At 38.5% G+C, this 25505-nt stretch carries 23 protein-coding genes and 1 pseudogene; 22 read left to right on the top strand and 2 right to left on the bottom strand.

Annotated features, from left to right (window positions below; genetic code table 11):
• Window positions 1-108: 108 nt before the first annotated feature.
• Together spo0A and AC3RV6_RS07885 are read left to right on the top strand one after the other, a co-directional pair.
• Window positions 109-900 carry a sporulation transcription factor Spo0A gene (gene spo0A, locus AC3RV6_RS07880; RefSeq protein ID WP_489748898.1) on the top strand — a complete coding sequence of 264 codons (792 nt, stop codon included), beginning with the start codon at window positions 109-111 and terminating at the stop codon, window positions 898-900.
• Between the two features lie 123 nt (window positions 901-1023).
• Window positions 1024-2586 carry a flagellar assembly protein A gene (locus tag AC3RV6_RS07885; RefSeq protein WP_489748899.1) on the top strand — a complete coding sequence of 521 codons (1563 nt, stop codon included), beginning with the start codon at window positions 1024-1026 and terminating at the stop codon, window positions 2584-2586.
• Window positions 2587-2619: 33 nt separating this feature from the next.
• Here AC3RV6_RS07885 and AC3RV6_RS07890 read toward each other — a convergent pair whose 3' ends face one another.
• Entirely contained in the window at window positions 2620-2865 is a 246-nt protein-coding gene (locus AC3RV6_RS07890) for a DUF2627 domain-containing protein (protein ID WP_489748900.1), read from the bottom strand.
• A 170-nt stretch (window positions 2866-3035) separates the two neighbouring features.
• Between AC3RV6_RS07890 and AC3RV6_RS07895 the strand changes: the two genes are divergently transcribed.
• From AC3RV6_RS07895 to AC3RV6_RS07945, 11 genes are all read left to right on the top strand, one after another.
• Window positions 3036-5060, top strand: a complete 2025-nt coding sequence (locus AC3RV6_RS07895; protein ID WP_489748901.1) for a sigma-54 interaction domain-containing protein — start codon at window positions 3036-3038, stop codon at window positions 5058-5060.
• A gap of 68 nt (window positions 5061-5128) precedes the next feature.
• Window positions 5129-6229 carry a Leu/Phe/Val dehydrogenase gene (locus AC3RV6_RS07900; protein WP_489749215.1) on the top strand — a complete coding sequence of 367 codons (1101 nt, stop codon included), beginning with the start codon at window positions 5129-5131 and terminating at the stop codon, window positions 6227-6229.
• Window positions 6230-6449: 220 nt separating this feature from the next.
• Complete coding sequence (lpdA, locus tag AC3RV6_RS07905) at window positions 6450-7877, top strand: dihydrolipoyl dehydrogenase (protein ID WP_489748902.1); 1428 nt, start codon at window positions 6450-6452, stop codon at window positions 7875-7877.
• 16 nt (window positions 7878-7893) lie between these two features.
• Entirely contained in the window at window positions 7894-8904 is a 1011-nt protein-coding gene (locus AC3RV6_RS07910) for a thiamine pyrophosphate-dependent dehydrogenase E1 component subunit alpha (RefSeq protein ID WP_489748903.1), read from the top strand.
• Window positions 8901-9884, top strand: a complete 984-nt coding sequence (locus AC3RV6_RS07915) for an alpha-ketoacid dehydrogenase subunit beta (protein WP_489748904.1) — start codon at window positions 8901-8903, stop codon at window positions 9882-9884. Before AC3RV6_RS07910 ends, AC3RV6_RS07915 begins: the two co-directional genes overlap by 4 nt.
• A 20-nt stretch (window positions 9885-9904) precedes the next feature.
• Entirely contained in the window at window positions 9905-11155 is a 1251-nt protein-coding gene (locus AC3RV6_RS07920; protein ID WP_489748905.1) for a dihydrolipoamide acetyltransferase family protein, read from the top strand.
• Window positions 11156-11323: 168 nt separating this feature from the next.
• Entirely contained in the window at window positions 11324-13009 is a 1686-nt protein-coding gene (locus tag AC3RV6_RS07925) for a methylmalonyl-CoA mutase family protein (protein ID WP_489748906.1), read from the top strand.
• Window positions 13006-15165 carry a methylmalonyl-CoA mutase gene (scpA, locus tag AC3RV6_RS07930; protein ID WP_489748907.1) on the top strand — a complete coding sequence of 720 codons (2160 nt, stop codon included), beginning with the start codon at window positions 13006-13008 and terminating at the stop codon, window positions 15163-15165. Before AC3RV6_RS07925 ends, scpA begins: the two co-directional genes overlap by 4 nt.
• Entirely contained in the window at window positions 15165-16250 is a 1086-nt protein-coding gene (gene meaB / locus AC3RV6_RS07935) for a methylmalonyl Co-A mutase-associated GTPase MeaB (RefSeq protein WP_489748908.1), read from the top strand. Before scpA ends, meaB begins: the two co-directional genes overlap by 1 nt.
• Before the next feature lie 82 nt (window positions 16251-16332).
• Window positions 16333-16878 carry a signal peptidase I gene (gene lepB / locus AC3RV6_RS07940; RefSeq protein ID WP_489748909.1) on the top strand — a complete coding sequence of 182 codons (546 nt, stop codon included), beginning with the start codon at window positions 16333-16335 and terminating at the stop codon, window positions 16876-16878.
• A gap of 223 nt (window positions 16879-17101) precedes the next feature.
• On the top strand, window positions 17102-17542 hold the full coding sequence (locus AC3RV6_RS07945) for a BrxA/BrxB family bacilliredoxin (protein WP_489748910.1): 441 nt from the start codon (window positions 17102-17104) through the stop codon (window positions 17540-17542).
• Window positions 17543-17592: 50 nt separating this feature from the next.
• Here AC3RV6_RS07945 and prli42 read toward each other — a convergent pair whose 3' ends face one another.
• The gene (gene prli42 / locus AC3RV6_RS07950) at window positions 17593-17694 is read right to left on the bottom strand and encodes a stressosome-associated protein Prli42 (RefSeq protein WP_489748911.1); all 102 of its coding nucleotides are present in this window, start codon (window positions 17692-17694) and stop codon (window positions 17593-17595) included.
• Window positions 17695-17809: 115 nt separating this feature from the next.
• On the opposite strand from prli42, the gene mce reads away from it, so the two are divergent.
• The 9 genes and pseudogenes from mce (at window position 17810) to AC3RV6_RS07995 (ending at window position 25436) form a co-directional block, all read left to right on the top strand.
• Window positions 17810-18217, top strand: coding sequence for a methylmalonyl-CoA epimerase (mce, locus tag AC3RV6_RS07955; protein WP_489748912.1), 408 nt, complete (start codon window positions 17810-17812; stop codon window positions 18215-18217).
• A gap of 4 nt (window positions 18218-18221) precedes the next feature.
• A pseudogene (locus AC3RV6_RS07960) lies at window positions 18222-19769 on the top strand (acyl-CoA carboxylase subunit beta).
• Window positions 19770-19783: 14 nt separating this feature from the next.
• A complete protein-coding gene (locus AC3RV6_RS07965; protein ID WP_489748913.1) occupies window positions 19784-20905 on the top strand; it encodes a M20/M25/M40 family metallo-hydrolase in 1122 nt (373 codons plus the stop codon).
• 16 nt (window positions 20906-20921) lie between these two features.
• Window positions 20922-21392 carry a chemotaxis protein CheW gene (locus tag AC3RV6_RS07970; RefSeq protein ID WP_489748914.1) on the top strand — a complete coding sequence of 157 codons (471 nt, stop codon included), beginning with the start codon at window positions 20922-20924 and terminating at the stop codon, window positions 21390-21392.
• 76 nt (window positions 21393-21468) lie between these two features.
• Window positions 21469-22653 (top strand): DNA polymerase IV, encoded by a 1185-nt coding sequence (locus tag AC3RV6_RS07975; protein WP_489748915.1) that lies wholly within the window; start codon window positions 21469-21471, stop codon window positions 22651-22653.
• Window positions 22654-22686: 33 nt separating this feature from the next.
• Window positions 22687-23625, top strand: a complete 939-nt coding sequence (gene rnz, locus AC3RV6_RS07980) for a ribonuclease Z (protein WP_489748916.1) — start codon at window positions 22687-22689, stop codon at window positions 23623-23625.
• Between the two features lie 187 nt (window positions 23626-23812).
• Window positions 23813-23959 carry a hypothetical protein gene (locus AC3RV6_RS07985; protein WP_489748917.1) on the top strand — a complete coding sequence of 49 codons (147 nt, stop codon included), beginning with the start codon at window positions 23813-23815 and terminating at the stop codon, window positions 23957-23959.
• A 168-nt stretch (window positions 23960-24127) separates the two neighbouring features.
• On the top strand, window positions 24128-24856 hold the full coding sequence (locus AC3RV6_RS07990; protein ID WP_489748918.1) for a Fic family protein: 729 nt from the start codon (window positions 24128-24130) through the stop codon (window positions 24854-24856).
• Window positions 24857-25265: 409 nt separating this feature from the next.
• Window positions 25266-25436: a hypothetical protein gene (locus tag AC3RV6_RS07995; protein ID WP_489748919.1), complete on the top strand. Its 171-nt coding sequence runs from the start codon at window positions 25266-25268 to the stop codon at window positions 25434-25436.
• The last annotated feature ends 69 nt before the right edge of the window (window positions 25437-25505 follow it).

Below are 25505 nucleotides of genomic sequence, written 5' to 3' on the forward strand. Positions count from 1 at the left end.
TCATTCTTAAATAAATAAAAGGGTTAATACTTTGTTTGTCGAAACTTTCTTATACAAAGTATTTATATAGTGCTAATTGTGTCGATACTTTTCTAAGGGGGATAAGAATTGGAAAACCTGAAATTGGCTATTGTTGATGACAACAAAGAACTTGTAAGAATGATGGGAACTTATTTTGAAAGGCATGCTGAAATTGAAATTATTTGGACAGCGCCAAACGGGAAGGTTTGTTTATCTTTACTTGAGGAAAAAAAACCTGATGTGCTGTTATTAGATATTATTATGCCGCATTTGGATGGAATTGCAGTATTAGAGACGATCGCAGAAAATCCATCCTACGCTGATGTTAATGTGATTATGCTAACGGCATTTGGACAAGAAGATGTTATGACACAAGCTGCCAGCCTAGGAGCATCATATTTTATGTTAAAGCCCTTTGAATTTGAAAGGTTAGCAAATCAGATACTTCAAATAAAAGGATTACGAAAGCAATCTATTCCTATCTCACAGCCAGGTGGAGGCTCGACAACTGGCGTGGTTAGTCAAAAAGTGTTGGATACAACAATTACAGGCATTATAAAAGAGATTGGCGTACCTGCGCACATTAAAGGCTATGCTTTTTTACGAGAGGCAATTCAGATGGTTTATACAGATGTAGAGCTACTAGGCGCAGTAACCAAAGTACTTTACCCTGATATTGCTACCAAATTTAATACGACCCCTTCGCGAGTAGAACGTGCCATACGCCATGCGATTGAAGTTGCATGGAACCGTGGGAATTATGAAGTTATATCAAAAATGTTTGGCTACACAGTCCATCATTTAAAAAGTAAACCAACGAATAGCGAATTTATCGCAATGATTGCTGATAAGATTCGACTTGAGCATATGGCAAGTTAACCAAATCCGACGGTAGGGGATTATCCCTATTTGTCGGATTTTTATTTTTAAATCGTAAAAGTAGTAACCAATCTCAAAAGAATGCTTTATACTAGTTAATGTGAAAGGTTAGGTGACGAGGGTTTGTTATTACAAAATGACTTTTTTGATTTGTTTTTAGAAAATGATGTAGTTATCTTGAATTTAAAAAGTGAAGGTTATTCATTGAAAAACTTTGATGACATTACAAAAGAATTACCTCGCATAAAATTAATTTCTTTTACTACTTTAAAAGATGCTTTGAATGGAATCGGTGACGGGAAAGTTATAGGGAAATGGTTACCACTTATTGAATTGACAATAGCACCAAACAATATGTTTGTTGAATTAGTTGTCAATGAAACGGCAATTGAAATTGCGACGAAGAAATCCGAAATTATTTTAAAAATGGAAAGATGTCTTAATGAAGCTGGCGTGATTTTTGGTCTATGCGACTTGTCGAAAAACCAAATTCAAACTGGTAAACCGATTATTGGCGCAAAAGGAACTGAGCCAACTAAAGGCGCTGACGCAGTTATTACATACATAGAACGCCCAGAACGCAAACCAGTTATTAGGGAAGATGGATCTGCCAATTATTATGAAATGAATTTTGTGTACCCTGTTAATGAAGGAGATTGGCTTGGGGAAAAAATACCACCACAAGATGGAATAAATGGCACGGATATATTAGGAAATAAAATTGTCGCTACAAGAGGTAAAGATGCAGTATTTAAATACGACAGAAAGTCAGTTACTGAAGAAACTGAAGGCGATAAAGTTATCCTACGCGCTAAATACGGTGGTGCACTGGAATTTTCCAACAACATAGTAGGCGTTGGCAAACACTTGGTGATACAAGGCGATATTGGACCGGAGACGGGTGCCGTCACTTTTGATGGTTCAGTAGAAATTCTTGGTACAATCTATGCTGGTTATTCAGTGAATGCAACGGGTGATATTTCGATTGATAGTATTGAAGGCGTCACTAATGCAGAGAGTATCTACTCTTCGAAAGGCGATATATTTATAAAAGGCGGTGTCTTTGGTGGAGGAGATACAATTATTGAAGCAAAAGGTAATATTTATTTAAAGCATGCAAATAACTGCAAACTTTATGCTGAAGAAGTACATGCAGGGCTTTATTTATTCAGTAGCGATATTGAAGCAAAGCGAATAGTTGTGGATAAAGATAGAGGTAGGATCATTGGTGGTACACTGAAAGCGGTTGATAGTATTGAGTGTGCCATTGTAGGAAATGAACATGAAAGAAAAACTCTTTTACATGCATCTGGTGTCGATAAATCGGCATTGCAAATAGAAATACAGGAAATGGCGCTTGATTTAAAGAATCGCCATGAAGTTGTTGCACAGCTCGAACTACATATGGAACAGTTTTCTAAATTTGAAAATAACTTATCTTATGATCAAAATGAAGCTCTTACAAAGATTAGCGATGCAATTAATGGAAATAAAGAAACGATAAAGGCACTAGATTTTGAAATTCAGAAGCTGTTAGTTCGAATTAAAAATGCTGTGCCAGCACAAATTGAAGTAACAAAAGAAGCATTTCCTGGAACGATTATTCAAATTGGAAAGTCTTACAAACTTATTCATAACAAAACAAATGGACTATTTAAATTGACTGATGGGGTACTGAATATCTAGTAATGGAAAAAAGAAAGTTTGTGACGTTAGTCGTCACAAACTTTCTTTTTTTGCAAAACGTTTCTGAACTCTGCCATTTCTTCGATCACGGTTTAGAAGAAAGCCTGCAAAGAAAGAAATTCCGGCAGCAAATAATATAAATCCTACTACAAACTGCAACCAGCTTACTGTAAATGGATTAAATAAAACACCATATAAAGAATCCCTCATAAGCTTAATGCCACCAGCGGCAAAAATCCCAGGAATGAGTAATACAATAAAAGCAGCAAGACGTGCCATTTAAACAACTCCTTAATTATAGAAAGACGTCAATTATTCAGGCGTTTTTCTGTTAAACATATATCGCTAAATATAATTTTACCTGTTGAATATATATTGTCAAGAACATGGCAATGATGTATGATGAATTTATGCTTGCAATATATTGCATTTAACAAAGAGAGGTATGAATGTATTTGCAAAATATCCTAATAATCGGAGCAGGTCCAGATGGTGTTGAAATATTTGAGCTTCTGCAAAGTTATAAATTCATTACAGTGATTGCTGTAATTGACATGGATCAAAAAAATCAAGAGCGTACCCTTTCGAGTAATTATGTAATTGGGCGTGATTGGAAGGAATATTTGTCTGCGGATTTAAGCTTAATTATTGAAACGACTGGAAACAGCGAACTTTACGATGATATACAAAAAAGTAAAAATGCGGAAACAACATTAATGAATGCTTCATTTATAAAGTTATTTATTCAATTACTTCAAGAGGAAACAACAGTCAACAAGCGAATGTATTCGGAAGTTTACAAACAAAGAATGATTTTTGATTCGATTGAAGAAGGCATGATAGGGATGAATCAAAAAGGCGAAGTAGACTTTTTCAATGAAAGCGCTGCCACTATGATCGGGATTCCTATAAAAGAAGCGATTGGAAAAAATATATTGGATATTATTCCTACGACGGAGCTTCCACATGTTTTTCATACAGGAAAATCAGAAACGAATCGAAAACAAACGTTAGCCAATGGTTTGAAAATAGTGACTTCCCGCTATGCGCTCTTTGACCAGCAAGGAAATACGGTTGGGGCATTCGCTATTTTTAAAGATATTACAGAAGTTGTTACGCTTGCTGAAGAAATTACTGATCTTAAAAAAGTACAAACGATGCTTCAAGCGATTATTCATTCTAGTGACGATGCCATTTCCGTAGTGGATGAAAATGGTAATGGCATTCTTGTTAACCCTGCTTACACGCGTTTAACGGGATTAACAGAAGAAGAGGTCATTGGCAGGCCGGCAACTGCGGATATTAGTGAAGGTGAAAGTATTCATATGCTAGTGTTGCGAACGCAAAAAGCAGTTCGAGGCGTAAATATGCGTGTTGGCGATCAAAACAAAGAAGTGATTGTGAATGTTGCGCCAATAATTGTAGACCAAGAAATAAAGGGAAGCGTTGGCGTTATTCATGACATGACTGAAATTCGTAGTCTTATGAGTGAACTTGACCAAGCGTTGTCTATTATTAGAAAACTTGAGTCTACATATACATTTGCGGATGTTTACGGGAGTTCTAAGGAAATCAATATTTCCATTGAGATGGCTCGTTTAGCTTCTGGAAATGATGTGCCGGTTTTATTGCGGGGCGAGATTGGTAGTGGGAAAGAATTATTTGCGCATGCAATCCATAGTGAGAGTGATAGGAAATCGAATAAGTTTATACGTGTGAATTGTTCGGCTATTGATCCTGTTATTTTGGAGGCGAAACTATTCGGTAGTGGTGATTTGAGTGAAGAGAAAGGCCTGTTTAGAGAAACGGCAAATGGCACACTTTTTCTTGACGAAATAGCAGACTTACCACATGCAATTCAAAGTAAATTACTTGTTTACTTGAAAGAGGGAATGGTTTATTCAAATTCTACAGACAATAATGAGTCTGTTGCAGTTCGTTTTATAACTGCAAGTTCAAAAAACCTTGAAAAAGCGATGCTTGATGGCTCATTTATAGAAGAGCTTTACTATATGCTGAGTAGAATGGCGATTCAAATACCTTCATTACGCGTAAGGCAAGAGGATATATTAGAAATTTCTAATCATCTTTTGATTAAACTTAATAAAGAACTAGGTATGAATATAGAAGAAATTTCAAAAGAGGCCGAGGAAAAGTTACAAAGTTACGAATGGCCTGGCAATGTTAGAGAACTTGAAAATGTTTTAAGTCGTGCGTTGATTTATATGGATTCAAGCAAGACTGTATTGGAGTTTGATGATGTTAATAAATCTTTAGCAGAACCTGAAAAGGGAGTAGATAATTACTTACTCCAGTCAAAGAATACGCTTGCTACAATAATGGATGACTATGAAAAAACAATTTTATTAAATTCATTACAAGAAAATAATAATAATAAATCAGTCACTGCAAACAGATTAGGAATTTCACTTCGTTCATTATATTATAAACTTGAAAAGTTTGATCTCGTATAATTGCACACTTGTGCTTGCAATTTTCTTCATAAGACTTCAAAATTAAATGGTAATCAATAAAGGAGGAAATTTTAATGACAATCTTTAGTAAATTAGAAAAAAACGGCTTTGAGCAAGTAGTATTTTGCCACGATCAAACTTCTGGATTAAAAGCAATTATAGCAATTCATGATACAACACTAGGACCTGCACTTGGTGGTACGCGGATGTGGACTTATGATACTGATGAAGAAGCGATTGAAGATGCACTTCGCCTTGCGCGTGGTATGACATATAAAAATGCGGCAGCAGGTTTGAATTTAGGTGGCGGTAAGACGGTCATTATCGGAGATCCTAGAAAAGATAAGAGCGAAGAATTATTCCGTGCACTAGGACGTTATATTGAAGGATTAGGTGGACGATACATAACTGCAGAAGATGTTGGCACGACAGAAGAGGATATGGATTATATTAATTTGGAAACTGATTATGTAACTGGGGTAAGTGCTGGTAATGGTTCTTCAGGAAATCCATCGCCTATGACAGCTTACGGAATATACCAAGGAATTAAAGCAGCGGCTAAAGAAGCATTTGGTAGCGATTCGTTAGCGGATAAAACGATTGCTGTACAAGGTGTGGGGAACGTTGCATTTACTTTATGCGAGCATTTGCATGAAGAAGGTGCGAAGTTAATCGTCACTGATATTAATAAGGAAGCCGTTCAACGTGCTGTTGACAAGTTTGATGCGGTTGCTGTTGAACCGAATGAGATCTATTCGGTGGACGCAGACATATTTGCACCTTGTGCACTGGGCGCAATTATCAATGATGAAACGATTCCACAATTTAAATTTAAAGTAATTGCAGGATCTGCAAATAACCAATTAAAAGAAGATATTCACGGCGATAAAATTCATGAAATGGGCATTGTGTATGCACCTGATTATGTAATTAATTCAGGTGGCGTTATTAATGTTGCAGATGAACTTGTTGGTTATAATTATGAACGTGCGTTGAAGCGTGTTGGTGGTATTTACGACATACTTGGTGATATTTTTGCAATTTCACGTCGCGATAGTATTCCGACTTATCAAGCAGCAGACCACCTGGCGGAAGAGCGTATTGCACGCGTTGCAAAAACACGTAGCACATTTTTACAAACAGAAAAAAGTGTTTATTCAAGACGTTAAGGATTTTTTCATCTAGAAAATGTATATAGAATAAATAAAGAATGAAATAAGGTCTGTAAGGATCTCCTTGGTGATTGATATAGTTAGTTAACTGACTTAGCTTTTGGAGATCTTACGGTGCTTTACATGCAGTATTTTTCAACAGACAGTCTGTTGTCCCTGATTTATGCTAGATAGCAAAAACAAAATGTGAAGTTTTGTTTTAAAGGAGGTAATTTTATTGGGACGAGAATATGATGTTGTCATATTGGGTGGCGGAACAGGTGGCTATGTCGCTGCAATTCGCGCTGCGCAATTAGGTTTGAAAACAGCGCTAGTAGAAAAAGAATTACTCGGAGGAACCTGTTTACATAAAGGTTGTATCCCGAGTAAAGCGCTCTTGAAAAGTGCTGAAGTGTATGATTTAGCAAAAAATAAGGCATCTGAGTATGGTGTTACAACGAATGATGTAACGCTTGATTTCAGTCGCGTTCAAGCAAGAAAAGAGCAGATTGTTAAACAGCTTCATCAAGGTGTAACTTCACTTATGAAAAAAGGTAAGATTGATGTATTTGAAGGGTTAGGTAGAATGCTTGGGCCTTCAATATTCTCTCCAATGCCGGGGACGATTTCTGTTGAGATGACAAACGGCGATGAGAATGAAATGCTGATTTTAAAGCATTTAGTACTTGCGACAGGTTCAAGCCCGCGTACTTTGCCTGGGTTGGAAATTGATGAAGTAAATATTCTCTCATCTGATGGTGCATTAAAGCTGGAAGCACTACCGCAAAGTATTGTTATTATTGGTGGCGGTGTAATTGGTATTGAGTGGGCGTCTATGCTGAATGATTTTGGTGTTGAAGTGACTGTCATTGAGTATGCAGACCGCATTATACCAAGTGAAGATGAAGATATATCTAAAGAAATGAAAAAACTACTGACTAAAAATGGAATCAAATTTATTACAAATGCTAAGGTTCTACCTGAAACACTTGTTAAAGGTGAAGGTTTAGTTAAGATTTCTGCGGAAGTAAACGGCGAAACAGAATTGTTTACTGCGGAAAAGATTCTTGTTTCAGTTGGGCGTAAAGCAAACTCTGAAGGTATTGGCCTTGCAAATACTGAAATTGAAGTAGTAGACGGCTTTATCCAAACAAGAAAAACTTTTCAAACGAAAGAACATCATATATATGCGATTGGTGATGTGATTGGTGGCCTACAATTGGCTCATGTCGCTGCACATGAAGGTATTGCGGCGGTTGAACATATTGCTGGTCTAACGAATGAACCGATTGATTACACTAAAATAGCACGTTGTATTTATTCAAGTCCTGAGGCTGCTAGTGTTGGCATTACTGAGCAACAGGCAAAGGCAGAGGGATACGACTATAAAATCGGAAAGTTTCCTTTTGCAGCTATTGGAAAAGCGCTTGTCAATGGTAATTCTGATGGTTTCGTGAAAATAATAGTAGATAAAAAGACTGATGATATACTCGGTGTTCATATGATAGGCTCACATGTTACAGAACTTATTTCAGAAGCAGGTCTAGCTATGGTATTGAATGCAACACCTTGGGAGATATCAAGTGTAATTCATCCACATCCAGCACTTGCCGAAGTAATGGGTGAAGCCGCGCTTGCAGTAGATGGAAAAGCAATTCATATGTAAAAGGGGGATTATAAATATGAGTGAAAATCGTCATGATCAGCTTGGGCTGACGAATGAAGATGTTCTGAATATATATGAAACAATGCTTCGTGCTCGTCGAATCGATGAAAGAATGTGGCTGTTAAATCGTGCAGGAAAAATACCTTTTGTAATCTCATGTCAAGGGCAAGAGGCTGCGCAAGCTGGTGCGGCTTTTGCACTCGATAATAAAAAGGATTGGATTGCACCATATTATCGTGATATGGCTGTTGTACTCCATTTTGGTATGACGACAAGAGAGTTGATGCTTTCAGCTTTTGCTAAAGCGGAAGATCCTAACTCGGGTGGTCGACAAATGCCAGGTCATTTCGGTCAGCGTAAAAATCGTATTTTAACAGGCTCTTCTCCAGTTGCAACTCAGTTGCCGCATGCGGTTGGTGTTGCACTAGCTGGTAAGATGAAAAAAGAAGATTTTATTACTTTTACGACGCTTGGTGAAGGATCTACAAATCAGGGAGATTTCCATGAAGGTATGAACTTTGCTGCAGTTCATAAACTACCTACGATTGTTATGGTTCAAAATAATAAATATGCGATTTCTGTACCTATTGAGAAGCAAGTTGCTTGTGAAAATATTTCTGACCGTGCAATTGGATATGGTATGCCAGGTGTAACAGTCGACGGAACAGATCCGCTTGAAGTTTACCGTGTTACGAAGGAAGCCGCAGACCGTGCACGTCGCGGAGAAGGGCCGAGTCTAATAGAAGCAATTTGTTATCGTCTAACATCTCATTCTTCTGATGATGACCATAGACAATACCGTGCTGCAGAAGAACTTGATAATGAGAAGCGCGATGATCCGAACTTGGCATTTGCTAATTATTTAAAAGAAGTCGGCATTTTAACTGAAGAGTTGGAGCAGGAATTAGAAGCTAAAATTTTACAAGAAATTAACGATGCGACTGATTACGCTGAAAATGCTGAGTATGCGGATGCTGAATCAGCACTTCTTCATGTTTATGCTGAAGCAAGGGGGGACCAATCATGACGATTATGTCTTATATCGATGCGATTACACTTGCGATGAAAGAAGAAATGGCTAATGATGATCGTGTGTTTATTATTGGTGAAGATGTTGGCTTAAAGGGTGGCGTTTTTAAAGCGACACAAGGGTTATATGACGAGTTTGGTGAAGACCGTGTAATTGATGCTCCGCTTGCTGAATCAGCAATTGCTGGTGTTGCAATCGGTGCAGCAATGTATGGATTACGACCTGTCGCGGAAATGCAATTTGCAGACTTTATCATGCCTGCTGTAAACCAGATTGTTTCTGAAGCGGCGAAAATTCGATATCGTTCAAATAATGATTGGTCTTGTCCAATTGTTATTCGTGCACCATACGGAGGCGGCGTTCACGGCGCGCTTTATCATTCTCAATCAGTAGAAGCGATGTTTGCTAACCAACCTGGTTTGAAAATTGTGATGCCGTCTACACCGTATGACGCAAAAGGTTTACTTAAAGCAGCGATTCGTGATGATGATCCCGTATTGTTTTTTGAACATAAACGCGCTTATCGTTTAATTAAAGGTCAGGTTCCTGATGACGATTATGTAATTCCGATTGGGAAAGCAGATGTCAAAAGAGAAGGCGACGGTATCACAATTATTACTTACGGATTATGTGTTCATTTTGCTCTACAGGCTGCGGAAAGACTTGTAGATGATGGCATATCAGCACATGTCCTGGATTTACGTACGATTTATCCACTTGATAAGGAAGCAATTATTGAAGCGGCTTCTAAGACGGGTAAAGTACTACTCGTTACAGAGGACAATATGGAAGGTAGCATTATGGGTGAGGTTGCAGCTATTATCTCGGAAAACTGCTTATTTGACCTAGATGCACCGATTAAAAGAATTGCTGGGCCTGATGTGCCTTCGATGCCTTATTCACCAACAATGGAAAGATTTTTTATGATGAATCCAGATAAAGTCGAAAAAGCGGCACGGGAACTTGCTGAATTTTAACGAAACGGAGGTGAAGTTTTTTGGCTATCGAAAATATTTTAATGCCGAAACTCGGTGAAAGCGTAACTGAAGGAACAATTGAAAAGTGGTTAGTGAAACCAGGCGATAAAATTACGAAGTATGATCCAATTGCAGAAGTAAATACAGATAAAGTAAATGCTGAAATTCCTTCATTATTTACGGGAACGATAAAGGATTTAATTGCCAAAGAAGGCGAAACTTTAGATGTTGGTGCCCTTGTTTGTGTCATTGAAACTGAGGGAACTGATGAAGGTGAAAAAGCTTCTGCATCAGAAACTCAAGCTGTAAAAGCTGTACCAATGGCAAATGATTCTAAGGGAAATGATGCAAGTGGACGCTATTCTCCAGCAGTGCTCCGCCTTTCGCAGGACAATAATATTGATTTGAAAACTGTTAAAGGAACTGGTCTTGGTGGACGTATTACGCGGAAGGATTTGCTGGCACTCATTGAAAGTGGCGGAGTTCAAAAAGCAGACACACCTGTTGTTGCCCCTTCTAAACCAGAACCGGAAAAGGTTAAAGTTCAAGTGAATCATCCTGTTGCTGTCGGGGATACGGAAATACCTGTTACGGGTGTACGTCGTGCCATTGCGAATAATATGGTCCGTGCCTCACAGGAAGTGCCACATGCTTGGATGATGATTGAAGTTGATGTGACTAATCTGGTGCAATACCGAGATTCAGTAAAAGAAGACTTTAAGAAAAAAGAAGGCTTTAATTTAACTTATTTTGCATTTTTTGTAGATGCCGTTTCTCAAGCACTTAAAGAATTCCCGATGATGAATTCGATGTGGGCAGGCGACAAAATTATTCAGAAAAAAGATATTAATATCTCGATTGCAGTTGCGAATGAAGATTCCCTATTTGTTCCTGTCATTAAACAGGCAGATGAAAAAACAATTAAAGGACTCGGCCGAGAGATTCATGGTCTCGCAACAAAAGCGCGTTCAGGAAAAATAACGTCTGCTGATATGCAAGATGGTACATTCACTGTGAACAATACTGGTTCATTTGGTTCAATCCAATCAATGGGGATTATCAATTATCCACAGGCTGCCATTCTTCAAGTGGAATCAATTGTGAAACGCCCTGTAATTATGGAAGGTAATATGTTTGCAGCGCGGGATATGGTAAACCTTTGTCTGTCCCTTGACCACCGTGTATTAGATGGTCTAGTTTGTGGGCGATTCTTAGCAAGAGTGAAAGAAATTTTAGAAAATATTTCTGCTAAAGACACTGTTATTTATTAATATAACGAACCTAGGACCCGCTTTAGTGGTTCTAGGTTTTTTTATACAAAGAAATTTCTGTTAATTAGAGTTTAATTTAAACACAACTGATGTATTGATACTTACAAAATAGTTCTAGCTCATGTAAAATAAAGGTAGATTGATTATTTGGGGAGGTACGATTGCTAAATGACAATACATACGATGAAAACAGCAACTTTTGAAGAAGCTAATTATGAGGAATGGCAGGAAATTGCGCTAAAGTCGATGAGAGGGCAACCTTTTGAAAAGCTCATTACTAAAACACCTGAAGGCATTGATCTTCAACCGCTCTATATTGAAGATGAAGCATTAAATAATACTATACCTACTATAAGAGAAGCAAAGACGACTACTGGTTGGATTGTCGCTCAACAGCAATATGCAAGCAACGGGAAAAGTTTTGTTGCAGAATTGATTATTTCAATTGGCCGCGGTAATGAGGCGATTTTTTATGATGGGAATCAACCTCTAGTTTGGGACAATGAATCACTTTCAGAATTAGCGAGTCTTTTAACAAGTTATCCAATCTTTTTATCAAATATTAAAGAAAACGATCCAATTATAGCTATATTTAATCTAGTGCCTGTGGAAGAACGATATAAAGTTCAAGGTGTTGTTTCGCTTATTACGACTAGTTTACCAGAAGGATTTACAAACGTTCGTTCAATCATTGCGGATTTACGTGATGCGCATTACGACGGTGCGGATGCGGTAACTGAATTGGCGGTCGCTCTTTCAGAAGCTGCTGAATTGGCATCTGATTATGAGTCGTTCAATGAATTTAGTGAAAAGTTTTGTATTCGATTTGCAGTAGATACACATTTCTTTATGGAGATTGCAAAAATCCGTGCTTATCGCGTTTTGTGGAAGGCATTGGGAACGGCTTTCGGTGAAGACGCGAAGCATATCCCTTTATTAGCTGAAACTTCTTTACGAACGTATTCGAAGTTAGATCCATATGTCAATTTGCTACGTGCTGGAAACGAGACTTTGTCTGCCGTTCTCGGAGGAGCAGATGTGATTACAGTACAACCACATAATGTTTTAACCAGGACAACACCTGCATCTATCCGTATTGCAAGAAATGTCCAACTCGTCATTAAAGAGGAAGCGCTTGTTGATAAAGTAATCGATCCTTCAGGGGGATCTTATTTTATTGAAACATTGACGAGAGAACTTGTGGAGAAGGCTTGGCAATTATTTTTGGACATAGAAGCGCAAGGTGGGTATAAGGCGTTTGTTGAAAGTGGCGCATTGGCTGAGCGATTAAAAACCTGTCAGGAAACGCGTTTAAAGGACGTTGCTACGGGCAAAACAGCACTTATTGGAACGAATGTTTATGCGGATATTGATGCAGCTACATTAGAAGGGACGAACGGTCTTACTATTGAAGGGCGTTTAGCTGAACCTTTTGAAGTGTTGCGTGCTCATTTTGCGATTAAGCAACCCAAAACAGTGTTATGTACATTTGGTCCATTAAAAGAATTTAAATCACGTGCTGATTTTGTTAGTGGTTTTCTAGCAACGGGTGGCATTCAAGCTGATAAAAGTCCAGAATTTACTACGGCTTTAGAAGCGCTGGAGTGGCTTGCAAATGAAAAACCGGATTATGCTATTGTTTGTGGTACAACTGATAAAACCGAAGAAGTTATGTCTGCTTTATTAGCAGGGTTGCCTCAAGGGATAAAGATTGATATTGCTGGTAAATTCGATTCAGAACTTTCTGCTAAGTGGTTGACTGCTGGGCTGAATGGTTTTATATATAGCGGTCTTGACCGTATCGAGAAATTATTGGAAATTAAGAATGGTTGGAAAGAGGTGGATGCACGATGAAAAAACCTGAATTTAAGGATGTAAATCCATTAGAGGGTGCAGAATCACTTATCCAAGGCGCTCCTATAACTGATAAGCCTTTCCCGACAAATGAAGGCATTGATATTCAAACTGTTTATACAGAAGAAGATGTGCAAGATGTAGCGCACTTAAAAGATTATCCAGGTATTGCACCGAATACGAGAGGGCCTTATCCGACAATGTACGTAACTAGACCGTGGACAGTTCGTCAATATGCCGGGTTTTCAACTGCAGAAGAAAGTAATGCATTTTATAGACGAAATCTTGCGATGGGGCAAAAAGGCCTTTCCGTTGCGTTTGACTTGGCAACGCACCGCGGCTATGACTCAGACCATCCTCGTGTTACCGGTGATGTCGGAAAAGCCGGTGTTGCGATTGATTCTGTAGAAGATATGAAGATTTTATTTGACGGTATTCCGCTAGATCAAATGTCTGTGTCGATGACGATGAACGGCGCAGTACTCCCTGTATTGGCATTCTATATCGTTGCAGCTGAGGAACAAGGTGTAACACCCGATAAGTTAGCAGGAACAATTCAGAATGATATTTTGAAAGAATATATGGTTAGAAACACGTATATTTTCCCACCAGAAATGTCGATGAAAATAATTGCGGATATCTTCGAATATACTTCTAAAAGTATGCCGAAGTTTAATTCGATTTCGATTTCTGGTTATCATATGCAAGAAGCGGGTGCGACGGCGGATATTGAACTAGCATATACGCTTGCAGATGGATTGGAATATGTTCGGACTGGGTTAAAAGCAGGTATAGATATTGATTTATTTGCACCAAGATTGTCGTTTTTCTGGGCCATTGGAAAGAATTATTTTATGGAAATTGCGAAAATGCGCGCGGCACGTAAAATGTGGGCACAAATGATTCAGTCGTTCGAACCGAAGAATGCAAAGTCACTTGCACTGCGCACACATTCACAAACGTCAGGCTGGAGTTTAACGGAGCAAGATCCATTTAATAATGTTACGCGTACACTCATTGAGGCGAATGCGGCGGCGATGGGACACACACAATCCCTTCATACGAACGCACTTGACGAAGCAATTGCTTTACCAACAGACTTTTCTGCGCGTATTGCGCGTAATACACAGTTGTTCCTGCAAGAAGAAACGACGATGACGAAAATTGCGGATCCTTGGGGTGGCTCATTTTATGTTGAGAAATTAACAGAAGAGCTGATGGAAAAAGCGTGGGAATTAATCGCGGAAATTGAAGAACTTGGTGGTATGGCAAAAGCGATTGAAACTGGACTACCTAAGATGAAGATTGAAGAAGCAGCTGCAAAACGACAGGCTCAAATCGATTCGAAGGCTGAGTCAATTATAGGCGTGAATAAATATCGACTGGACATTGAAGACCCAATTGATATTTTGGACATAGATAATACAGTCGTTAGACAGAAACAGATTGACCGTATTAATGATATGAAAGCAAAACGTGATGAAGTTGAAGTTACGAATCTTCTTCAAGTCATTACCGAAACGGCTCGATCTGGAGAAGGCAACTTGCTTGCTTGTGCTGTTGATGCTGCGCGTGCACGTGCGACAATTGGTGAAATTTCGGATGCCATAGAATCTGTGGCAGGCCGACATAAGGCTGTAATTCGTTCTGTGAGTGGCGTATATAGTTCCAATTTTTCTAATGAAGAGGAAATTGAAGCCGTCAAAGCGATGTCCAATGACTTTTTAGAAAATGAAGGTCGTCGTCCAAGGATTCTGATTGCTAAAATGGGGCAAGACGGTCATGACCGCGGAGCAAAAGTAATTGCATCATCCTTTGCCGATTTAGGATTTGACGTTGATATTGGTCCTTTATTCCAAACACCTAAAGAAACAGCGTTACAAGCAGTTGAAAATGATGTGCATGTTATCGGGGTAAGTTCGCTTGCTGCAGGTCATAAAACACTTGTACCAGAATTACTTGCTGAGTTAACTGAAATTGGACGTGCAGATATTCTAATCGTTGTGGGCGGCGTTATTCCAGCACAAGATTATGCTTTCCTACGTGAAAACGGTGCTGCTGCAATTTTTGGTCCTGGAACAGTTATTCCTGTTGCCGCTGAAAAAGTTATTGAAGAAATTTACCGCAGACTCGGTTATGAGGAAGTGGCGGAATAATGGAGAATAAAGATGATGTACGTTTAGATAGTGCAATGCACGTGATGGACGGCATTAATTCTTCACATGACGGGATGACCGCGGCACCGAGGAAGCGTTTTGTTAAAAAGAATCGAACTGTTTCAGTTGATGAGTTGACGGATAATATTTTAGAAGGCTCACGGCTTCATTTGGCGAAAGGCATTACGCTGCTAGAGAGTACTACAATGGAAGACAAACATGTCGGGCAAAAGTTATTGCTCAATTTGTTGCCGAAAACGGGTAATAGTATTCGACTTGGTATTACGGGTGTTCCTGGTGCTGGTAAGAGTACATTTATCGAAGAATTTGGTTTGATGCTTTGTAATGCCGGGCATAAAGTGGCTGTCCTTGCGATTGATCCAAGTTCGTCAATTACAGGCGGTAGTATTTTAGGGGACAAAACGCGAATGGAAGAGCTGGCGAGACACCCAAATGCTTTTATTCGACCGTCGCCAACCTCAGGTACGCTCGGTGGCGTGCATAAAAAGTCACGTGAGACGATGTTGTTATGTGAAGCTTCGGGTTACGATATTATTTTAATTGAAACAGTTGGTGTTGGACAAAGTGAAACGGTAGTCCGCGGCATGGTAGACTTTTTCATGCTGCTCGTTTTAACAGGTGCTGGGGATGAATTACAAGGGATGAAAAAAGGCATTATGGAGTTGGCAGATGCGATTGTAGTCCATAAAGCAGACGGAGATAATTTACGGTTAGCTAAAAAGACGGTAAGAGAGTATCGTCAGCTGCTTCATTTCCTACAGCCTGCTTCACCTGGATGGATGTCCACTGCATTACCTGTGTCATCGATTAAAAAAACGGGACTAGAAGATGTCTGGTCGATGGTGTTGACGTTTAAAGAGACGATGGAAAGCATTCAGCACTGGGAAACACGAAGGAATGCACAAACGAAGGATTGGTTCCGTTCGATGATAAATGATCGCCTGATTGATACTTTCTTTGCAGAAAAAGGGAAGAAAGAAGAAGTGGCTTTATTAGAGAAAGCCCTTCTTCATGGTGAACTGACTGTGACGAGTGCTGTGGATCGGTTGTTTGAGGGAACATAAAATTGATCACCAAGAATATAGATTTCAAATAGACATAAAGCATCATTGAGATGCGTATTGATTTATATAGGGAGGGCTGAAAGTGAGTGAGGGTGTCAAAAAAGAAATCTTTTCTTGGGTGAAGGCAATTGTATTTGCAGTTGCTTTTGTACTCATTTGTCATAAATTTATTTTCTCCCCAACAATTGTAATGGGAGAATCTATGTCACCAACTTTTGAGAATGGTAATCGTATTATTGTAAGTAAAATAAGTGATGTTGAACGATTTGATATGGTCGTTTTTGATGCACCTGATTCGAATGAAAAATATATTAAAAGAGTAATTGGACTTCCAGGTGATCGGATTGAGATGAAAGATGACGAGTTATTAATAAATGGCGTTGTTGTTCCAGAACCTTATTTGGCTGAAAAGAAAAAAGCTTTGTTGGTCAATAAATTAACGGGTGATTTTTCACTTGAAGAATTGACGGGGGAACAACAAGTACCAGCAGGTTATTTGTTCGTTATGGGTGATAATCGCTTATTTAGTAAAGACAGTCGTTATTTCGGTTTTGTATCGGATGATGCGCTGTTTGGTAAAGTTATTTTCCGTTATTACCCGTTTAAAGAAATAGGTTTACTTAAATAAAGTTCATATTTAAACGTTTGAATTGTCTGAATTTGTCTGAATTTAGACGTATTTTATTCACATCATGTCAGATTCTGCGCTTGCCCGGGAAATAGATTACGAAATATTTCATTATTTCCACATGGGTGGATGATTAAATTCTAGTCAATTGCTTATGCAAGTCCTTTGCAAGTCGTTGTTTAGGCTGATATGATGAAAATGTAAATAGAAAGGGGTTTTGAAGATGGCTATGGATTTTAATTTATTAATGAATGATACAATAATGCGCGCACGTTCTGAAATGGATGCAAGTGGTTATGAGCAGCTTCAAACACCTGAACAAGTTGAGGATGCTTTTAAGCGTCCAGGAACAACACTCGTTATGGTGAATTCAGTTTGTGGTTGTGCGGGAGGCATTGCACGTCCTGCAGCGCAACATTCTGTTCACTATGATAAGCGTCCGGATCATCTTGTAACTGTATTCGCTGGACAAGATAAAGAAGCGACTGCACAAGCGCGTATGCATTTCGGGGAAGATTATTTACCATCATCACCGGCTTTTGTGTTATTAAAAGACGGAAAACTTGTTTCTGAAGTTGGGCGTTATGAAATTGAAGGACATGATCCAATGTCAGTAGTAGCAAATCTTCAAGGTCAATTTGATGCGCATTGTGAAGAAATTTAACTGAATTTAAAAAACTGTTCTTCCAGGCGATTGCCTAGAAGGACAGTTTTTTAGTTAGAGACTAACATGCTAAGACCCATACCTAAACCTGAAATAAACATTGCAACAACCATTATTAATACGAGCGCTTTTCGTACTTTTTTATTACTCATTTGACATTGCTCCTTCAATTAAGAACTTAACTCTATTTTAACAGATATTTAAGATTCTACAAGATGTAGCGAATTAATGGGTAAGAATGTACAATAGAGGAAAGGGGTGGTTCTTATGGACAATGTTGACCATATTGGTATTGCAGTAAAAAATATCGATGAAACACTAGACTATTATATACATACTTTAGGCTTGGAGCTGTTGGCGATTGAAGAAGTTGAGAGTCAACAAGTCCGCGTCGCTTTTATTAATGCAGGTAATGTGAAGCTAGAACTTTTAGAATCAATGAGTGAAGATGGTCCTGTAGCGAAGTTTATCGCTAAGAGGGGCGAAGGTGTTCATCACATTGCATTCGGTGTGAAGGATATTCGCACACGGATGGCTGAATTACATGATAAAGGTGTTCAGTTGTTAAGTGATGAACCTAAACAAGGTGCGGGGGGCGCCGAAGTGGCTTTCCTTCATCCTAAATCATCATTTGGTGTTTTATTTGAACTGTGCGAAAAAAATAAAGGGGGCTAATAAAATGGATATTTACGATAAAATTAATGAACTTTATGATAGAAAAAGAGAAATCGAACTAGGTGGCGGCGAGGCTCGAATTGATCGTCAGCATGAAAAAGGTAAACTTACGGCAAGAGAACGTATTGAATTATTGCTTGATGCGGACACTTTTGTAGAACTAAATCCTTTTGTGAAACATCGTAATCAAGATTTTGGTATGGACAAACTTGCAGGTCCTGGGGACGGCGTTGTGACAGGTTACGGAAAAGTGAACGGTAATCCGATTTATTTATTCTCGCAAGATTTCACTGTTTTCGGTGGCGCGCTTGGTGAAATGCATGCAATGAAAATTGCAAATGTGATGGATTTAGCTGCTAAGAATGGTACGCCGTTTATCGGATTAAATGACTCTGGCGGTGCGCGTATTCAAGAAGGCGTTCTCTCACTTGATGGCTATGGTGAAATCTTCTATAGAAATGCAATCTATTCTGGTGTCATTCCGCAAATTTCAGTTATCTTAGGACCTTGTGCGGGTGGTGCTGTTTATTCGCCTGCTATTACAGATTTCGTATTTATGACGGATGAAACGAGTCAAATGTTCATTACGGGACCTAAAGTAATTGAAACAGTAACTGGTGAGAAGATTTCTTCAGAGGAACTTGGCGGTTCTAAAGTCCATAATACAATTAGTGGAAATGCACATTTCCGCGGATCAGATGAGCAAACAGTTCTTGAAAATGTACGGAAATTACTTTCTTATTTACCATAAAACAATGAAGAAAAAGCACCAATTATTGAAACGGCCGATGAGGATGATTACCGTATTGAGTTAGCGGATGTCGTTCCGTTTGAAGCAATTCGTCCATATGATATTCGTAGAGTGATTGAGCAAGTAGTAGATGCGGATTCATTTATGGAAGTTCAAGCTGAGTTTGCACGTAATATAGTTATTGGATTTGCTCGCATTAAGGGTGAATCTGTTGGACTTGTTTGTAATCAGCCCCGTGTAATGGCTGGTGGCCTTGATATTGATTCATCTGATAAGGCGGCGCGTTTTATCCGTACTTGTGATGCTTTTAATATTCCAATTATTACTTTTGAAGATGTAACAGGATTTTTCCCTGGCGTTAAACAGGAGCACGGTGGAATTATTCGTCACGGAGCTAAAATCTTATATGCCTATTCAGAGGCAACTGTTCCAAAAATGACTGTTATTTTACGTAAAGCTTTTGGTGGTGCGTATGTGGCACTTAATTCTAAATCAATCGGTGCAGATATCGTATTTGCATGGCCAAATGCAGAAGTTGCGGTGATGGGTCCTGAAGGGGCTGCAAACGTTATTTTTGCACGTGAAATTGCCAATTCAGATAATCCTGATGCAATGCGTGCAGAAAAAATTGCGGAATACCGTGAGAAATTTGCTAATCCGTATGTCGCAGCATCACACGGCATGATTGATGATGTTATTGATCCAAGAGAAACACGCATTAAACTCATTCAAGCGCTTGAAATGATGCGTAACAAAAAAGAGTCAAGACCGAAGAAGAAACACGGTAATATACCATTGTAAGGGGCTGTATTTTTATGAATGAACAGAGATTATTAAACGAGTTTTTTGAACTTGTTCAAATTGATTCGGAAACAAAAGATGAACGTGCAATTGCAGATCTTTTAATACAAAAAATGGAAGAACTTGGATTTGATGTTATAGAAGATGATTCTGCAGCACGTACTGGGCATGGTGCGGGGAACTTGATTGCTTCTATGAAAGGTAATACTGACAATGTAGACGCGATTTATTTCACCTGCCATATGGATACCGTTGTCCCGGGCATTGGGATAAAACCAGAACTTAGAGAAGATGGCTATGTTTATTCTGATGGTACTACGATTTTGGGAGCGGATGACAAGGCGGGAATTGCCGCACTCTTTGAAATGGCGCGTGTCTTGAAAGAGGAAAAATTGCCTCATGGTGATATTCAATTTGTCATTACTGCTGGTGAAGAAAGCGGTCTTGTCGGAGCAAAAGAGATGGATGCCAGGCTTATTAAAGCGAAGTATGGTTATGCGGTCGATAGTGATGGTAAAGTTGGAGGAATCGTGACGAGTGCACCCTATCAAGCGAAGCTTTGGACGAACATCTACGGCAAGACAGCACATGCAGGAGTTGCGCCGGAGAAAGGTGTCTCTGCAATTAATATTGCCGCAAAATGTATATCAGCGATGACATTAGGACGTATAGATTCTGAAACGACTGCGAATATTGGCCGTTTTGTTGGTGGACAAGCAACAAATATTGTCTGTGATGAAGTGGAAATTTTAGCTGAAGCACGTTCTATCGATCCAGATAAATTAAACAAGCAACTGGAACACATGATTACTACTTTTGAACAAGTTGCAGTAGAAAAGGGTGGGACTGCTGAGACCAAAGTTGAAAAAATGTATCCAGGTTTCCGTTTTGGAGAAGAGTCTGAGGCAGTGCAAACTGCAATGTCCGCAGTTAAACTTGTAGGTAGAACACCCGAACTTTTAACAAGTGGAGGCGGAAGTGACGGTAATGTATTTAATGGAGCCGGCATCCCGACGCTCACGTTATCAGTTGGTTACGAAGAGATTCACACGAAGAGTGAGCGAATGCCTGTTGAAGAACTAAATAAATTAACAGAATTGCTCATTGCAATTATTAGTGTAACAACGACCAAATGATTGGGAGGTCAAATAGATGAGTGTCTTAAAAGCGGTTATTGTAAGGTGTGGGAATGAAGAGTATGCCATTTCCATTGATTCGACTGTTTCTATTGAAAAACTCGAGCAAGTAAATCCGATACCGCATTTACCGGCGTATATGCTCGGACTCATGCGCATTCGTGGCGAGCTTGTTCCAATTCTTGATTTTGAACAAATATTATACAATAAAAGCGCATTGGACAATGAGGAATCACGCATAGTTGTTGTGCAAATTAAAGACTTTTTTATAGGATTACTCGTACTAGATGCGAAGGAAATACTTGATATACCTGTAAGTACATTAACTACATCGGCATTTTTGGCTAATTCGAAAACGCCTTATTTCACTGCTGTTGCAAATCTAGAAAATCGAATGATTACAATTGTAGATACTGAGATATTATCTAGGTCTTTGCCAGGAATTAATGAAATAAATGACTATGTAGAAGCACAAGTCGCAAAATAATTATAAGTTGTTAGCCGAGCAGTGTTATTTGCTCGGTTTTTGCGTTATACTATTGAATAAAAAGGATGGCTGATGGATGATGTCAAATGTCGGTGAAACACGGGCAAAGGTCATTCTTCATCTTGATATGAATAGCTTTTTTGCATCAGTAGAGCAGGCGCATGATCCTTCTTTAAAAGGGATTCCTATGGCTGTTGCTGGGAATCCGAAATTGCGTAGGGGAATCCTTGTCACTTGCTCTTATGAAGCACGGGCGCTAGGTATTTACACAACAATGACGGTTGGAGAAGCGAGACGACTTTGTCCTGACTTAGTAATCGTACCACCTGATTTCGAAAAGTATCGCGTTGCTTCAGCTGCCTTGTTTAATTTACTCCGTACCTACACGGATCTCGTAGAGCCTGTGTCGATTGACGAGGCTTATATTGATATAACTGCAATAGGAGGCCTGACGAATGCAGTCTCAATTGCTGAAGGTATCCAAAATCGTATACTTCTGGAGTTAGATCTACCTTGTTCAATAGGTATCGCACCCAATAAGTTCTTAGCAAAAACCGCCTCAGATATGAAAAAACCAATGGGCATTACGATTTTAAGAAAGCGTGAAGTAGAACGCGTGTTGTGGCCACTTCCGCTTATAGAGATGCATGGAATTGGGAAAAGTACTGAAATGAAGATGAATACACATGGCCTTAAAACAATCGGTGATCTTGCACGAGCAGAGGAACTTCTCATTCGAACTTCGCTTGGTAAAAATGGGAGTAGATTAAGATTACGGGCACTAGGAATAGATAATCGCCCAGTAGATCCAGAAGCGGCTGCAGAGCGTAAAAGTGTCGGAAGCTCTACAACATTACCAATTGACGAAACAGATCTGGATGAATGCCTGAAAGTTTTAAAGTGGCTTGCAAATAAGGTTGCACAAAGACTTGACCGACAGCAACTTGGCGGCACTGTTGTGATGATTCAAATTCGTACGGCGGATTGGCAAAATCAATCAAGAAGTCGCACTGTGCTTAACCCTTTATATAATGAAGAAAAGATTTATCAAGAAGCGGCAGATTTATTTAAAAAACATTGGGATGAAGAGCCGATTAGACTACTTGGAATAACGGTTACCAATGTAATCCCAATGAATGAACTACATGAGCAATTATCTATTTACAATTATGAGAAGCATGCAAAAGAGGACAAAATGGAATCAATTGTCACTGAAATTGAGCAGAAGTTTGGTGAAGGTTCCATTAAACGAGGAAAATAATATTAGGCAGTACTAGAAAGGTGGACGAAGGGCATGGAATTGCAATTTCTAGGAACAGGCGCAGGCATGCCGTCGAAATTACGGAATACGTCATCGGCAGTTCTTAATTTAAATGCAGAAGGGGAAGGTTTATGGCTTTTTGATTGCGGCGAAGCGACACAACACCAAATATTACATACTTCGCTTAAGCCGCGTAGAATCGCTAAAATTTTCATAACACATTTACATGGGGATCATATTTTCGGCTTGCCTGGCCTTATCAGTTCACGTGCATTTCTCGGTGGAGATGAAAGATTAGATATTTACGGTCCAGTCGGACTTGAAGAGTGGCTTATAACAACGTTACGAATTACGAAAAGTCATTTGAATTATGAACTTGTCGTGCATGAGATTGAAGAAGGTCTTGTTTTTGAAAATGAACGTTTTCGGGTAGTAACAAAAAGTCTCAAACATGGTGTCCCTTGTTTCGGTTTTCGCATTGAACAAAAACCATTATTAGGGAAACTGTTAATTGAGGAAGTAACGAAGGCCGGCGTTCCGAAAGGGCCATTGTTGAAGTTACTGAAAGATGGGGAAGATGTTTCATTACCAGATGGTCGGATTGTAAGAAGTGAGGATGTTACAGGACCGCCTCAGAATGGATTTACAGTGACGATTTTAGGGGATACGAGTTATTGTCTTGCTGCAGTCGAGTTAGCAATTGATGCAGATATTCTTGTTCATGAAGCGACTTTTGATTCAACGACTGAAGATTTAGCGAAAGAGTATGGCCATTCAACGATATCGGGTGCGGCAAGAACCGCTGAACAAGCGGGTGCAAAAGCGCTGATTGCCAATCATATTAGTGCGCGTTTTTTACCAAGTGATATTACGCAATTGAAACAACAAGGGCAGGCGATATTTCCTGAACTATTTATTGCTGAGGATTTTGCTGTTTTTGAATGGAAAGATGGAAAAGTGATGCGTGTTTAGAAGTATATTTGTGAATGATAAAATAACCTACACCGTGAGATTAACTTGTTTAGTTGAGTGGTACAAAAGTTAATATAACAAGTAAATTAACATCGAATTAAAACGTCAATTGGCATCGCATTTAGCGGTGCTTTTTTATTATTCAAAATTCCATACAATAAACAGTCCAAAATATGTAGGGATATAAATGGCGAGATTTATGGATGACTTAGGTGGAGCTATCCATGATTTCTTTGAATTTATACTTAAATGTATTTACTATATTTTTGCCGAGATGTTAATTGTCGGAGTTGCACTTTATCTAATTACTTTCTTGTTTTGCATGTTTTACTAATCGGGGGCGCTTACGTGATAACGACAAAACAGGTGCTAAATAAATCTTTAGCTATAATCACATAGTCTATTTTTAATAGTAAGATGAATATCAATTAGGTATAGAAACTTTCCAATATGCGTTACAATAATAGAAATACTCTACTTGTATACTTGGGAGGTTAATCATTTGTTTGAAATTATTAATAAAAAGAAGGCGAAATTAGATGCTGCACGTCCTTTACCAAAATATACATTGAAAAGTTTACGTGATAAGTTATTTCTAGAGTGGACATATAATTCGAATGCGATTGAAGGAAACACTTTAACCATGAACGAAACGAAAGTGGTTCTTGAGGGAATTACAATCGGTGGTAAGACATTGAGAGAACATTTAGAGGTAATAAATCATCGTGATGCCATTTCTTATGTTGAAGAAATTGTCCAAATGAAAGAATCGCTTTCTGAATGGCAAATAAAAAACCTGCATCGTTTAATTCTAAAAGGAATTATTGACGAGTATGCAGGTGTATATCGTAAAGAACAGGTCTTTATTTCTGGCGCTACACATATACCACCAGCGCATTATTTGATTCAAGAAAAAATGGAGAAAATGATGAGTTGGTATCAAAAAGAAGGAATCTACCTCCATCCTGTTGAGCGTGGAGCTATGTTGCATGCTATTTTTGTTGGCATTCATCCATTTATAGACGGAAATGGACGCGCTTCAAGGCTTTTGCTGAATTTAGAAGTAATGAAAGATGGATTCCCTCCAGTCATTATTAAAGTGGAAAATCGATTGGCCTATTATGAAGCGCTTGATAAAGCACATACGACAGAAGATTATAGTGATTTTATAGCATTAGTAGAACGTGAAGTTGAAGACTCCCTTGACTTATATCTAAGTACAATTAGTTAATAAGCATCTTTATGAATTGCTTTTTTGTTACCAATAATCGCGCTTCAATCGGCCATATTGGGATAAGGTTAGAGAGGAGTAATAGATATGTCTAATCATTCACTAGAAAATAAATTGACTAAAAGAAAATTATATTGGATATTACTTATTCCCAGTATTATCATATCTATAATAACTCTAATTTTATTACCTGACACCCAAAAAAACTATATTGTTTTTATACCGCTAATATTTTGGCTTATTTACTATGGTGTAATTAAAATATTGAATCTTAAAAAATGAAAAAGATTTTAGTATTCATCAAAAATTAATGGTTGCGATTCTAGAAGAATTTGCCCTGTTTATTAATAGGGTTAGACTTAGTTTAATAGGATAAGTTATAGAAGTTGGTTTTGAAGGGGGATTTAAGATGCTTTTCTTATATTCATTACTTGGATTTTTTACAATCTTCTTTACCATATACGCAATTCGAGCAATTTTAGATGAAAAACATAAACATAATTTTACGATTTATACTTTTCTTGCTTCTATTTCTGCAGGAGTTTCTTTTTGGTTTATTTTATATTCGTTGTATGATTGAAGTACAAAATACATAAATAATAATAATCATAATCATTGCTATGACTTAGCCATAAAGGTTGGGATGTAG

Source organism: Sporosarcina sp. So3-204 (assembly GCF_058068165.1).

Bases quoted from the DNA above. Each gene is read 5' to 3' on its own strand.
- AC3RV6_RS07890 (WP_489748900.1), bottom strand. From the start codon at position 2,865: ATGGCACGTCTTGCTGCTTTTATTGTATTACTCATTCCTGGGATTTTT.
- AC3RV6_RS07895 (WP_489748901.1), top strand. From the start codon at position 3,036: ATGTATTTGCAAAATATCCTAATAATCGGAGCAGGTCCAGATGGTGTT.
- AC3RV6_RS07910 (WP_489748903.1), top strand. From the start codon at position 7,894: ATGAGTGAAAATCGTCATGATCAGCTTGGGCTGACGAATGAAGATGTT.
- AC3RV6_RS07915 (WP_489748904.1), top strand. From the start codon at position 8,901: ATGACGATTATGTCTTATATCGATGCGATTACACTTGCGATGAAAGAA.
- AC3RV6_RS07925 (WP_489748906.1), top strand. From the start codon at position 11,324: ATGACAATACATACGATGAAAACAGCAACTTTTGAAGAAGCTAATTAT.
- scpA (WP_489748907.1), top strand. From the start codon at position 13,006: ATGAAAAAACCTGAATTTAAGGATGTAAATCCATTAGAGGGTGCAGAA.
- meaB (WP_489748908.1), top strand. From the start codon at position 15,165: ATGGAGAATAAAGATGATGTACGTTTAGATAGTGCAATGCACGTGATG.
- AC3RV6_RS07945 (WP_489748910.1), top strand. From the start codon at position 17,102: ATGGCTATGGATTTTAATTTATTAATGAATGATACAATAATGCGCGCA.
- prli42 (WP_489748911.1), bottom strand. From the start codon at position 17,694: ATGAGTAATAAAAAAGTACGAAAAGCGCTCGTATTAATAATGGTTGTT.
- mce (WP_489748912.1), top strand. From the start codon at position 17,810: ATGGACAATGTTGACCATATTGGTATTGCAGTAAAAAATATCGATGAA.
- AC3RV6_RS07965 (WP_489748913.1), top strand. From the start codon at position 19,784: ATGAATGAACAGAGATTATTAAACGAGTTTTTTGAACTTGTTCAAATT.
- AC3RV6_RS07970 (WP_489748914.1), top strand. From the start codon at position 20,922: ATGAGTGTCTTAAAAGCGGTTATTGTAAGGTGTGGGAATGAAGAGTAT.
- AC3RV6_RS07975 (WP_489748915.1), top strand. From the start codon at position 21,469: ATGATGTCAAATGTCGGTGAAACACGGGCAAAGGTCATTCTTCATCTT.
- rnz (WP_489748916.1), top strand. From the start codon at position 22,687: ATGGAATTGCAATTTCTAGGAACAGGCGCAGGCATGCCGTCGAAATTA.
- AC3RV6_RS07985 (WP_489748917.1), top strand. From the start codon at position 23,813: ATGGCGAGATTTATGGATGACTTAGGTGGAGCTATCCATGATTTCTTT.
- AC3RV6_RS07995 (WP_489748919.1), top strand. From the start codon at position 25,266: ATGCTTTTCTTATATTCATTACTTGGATTTTTTACAATCTTCTTTACC.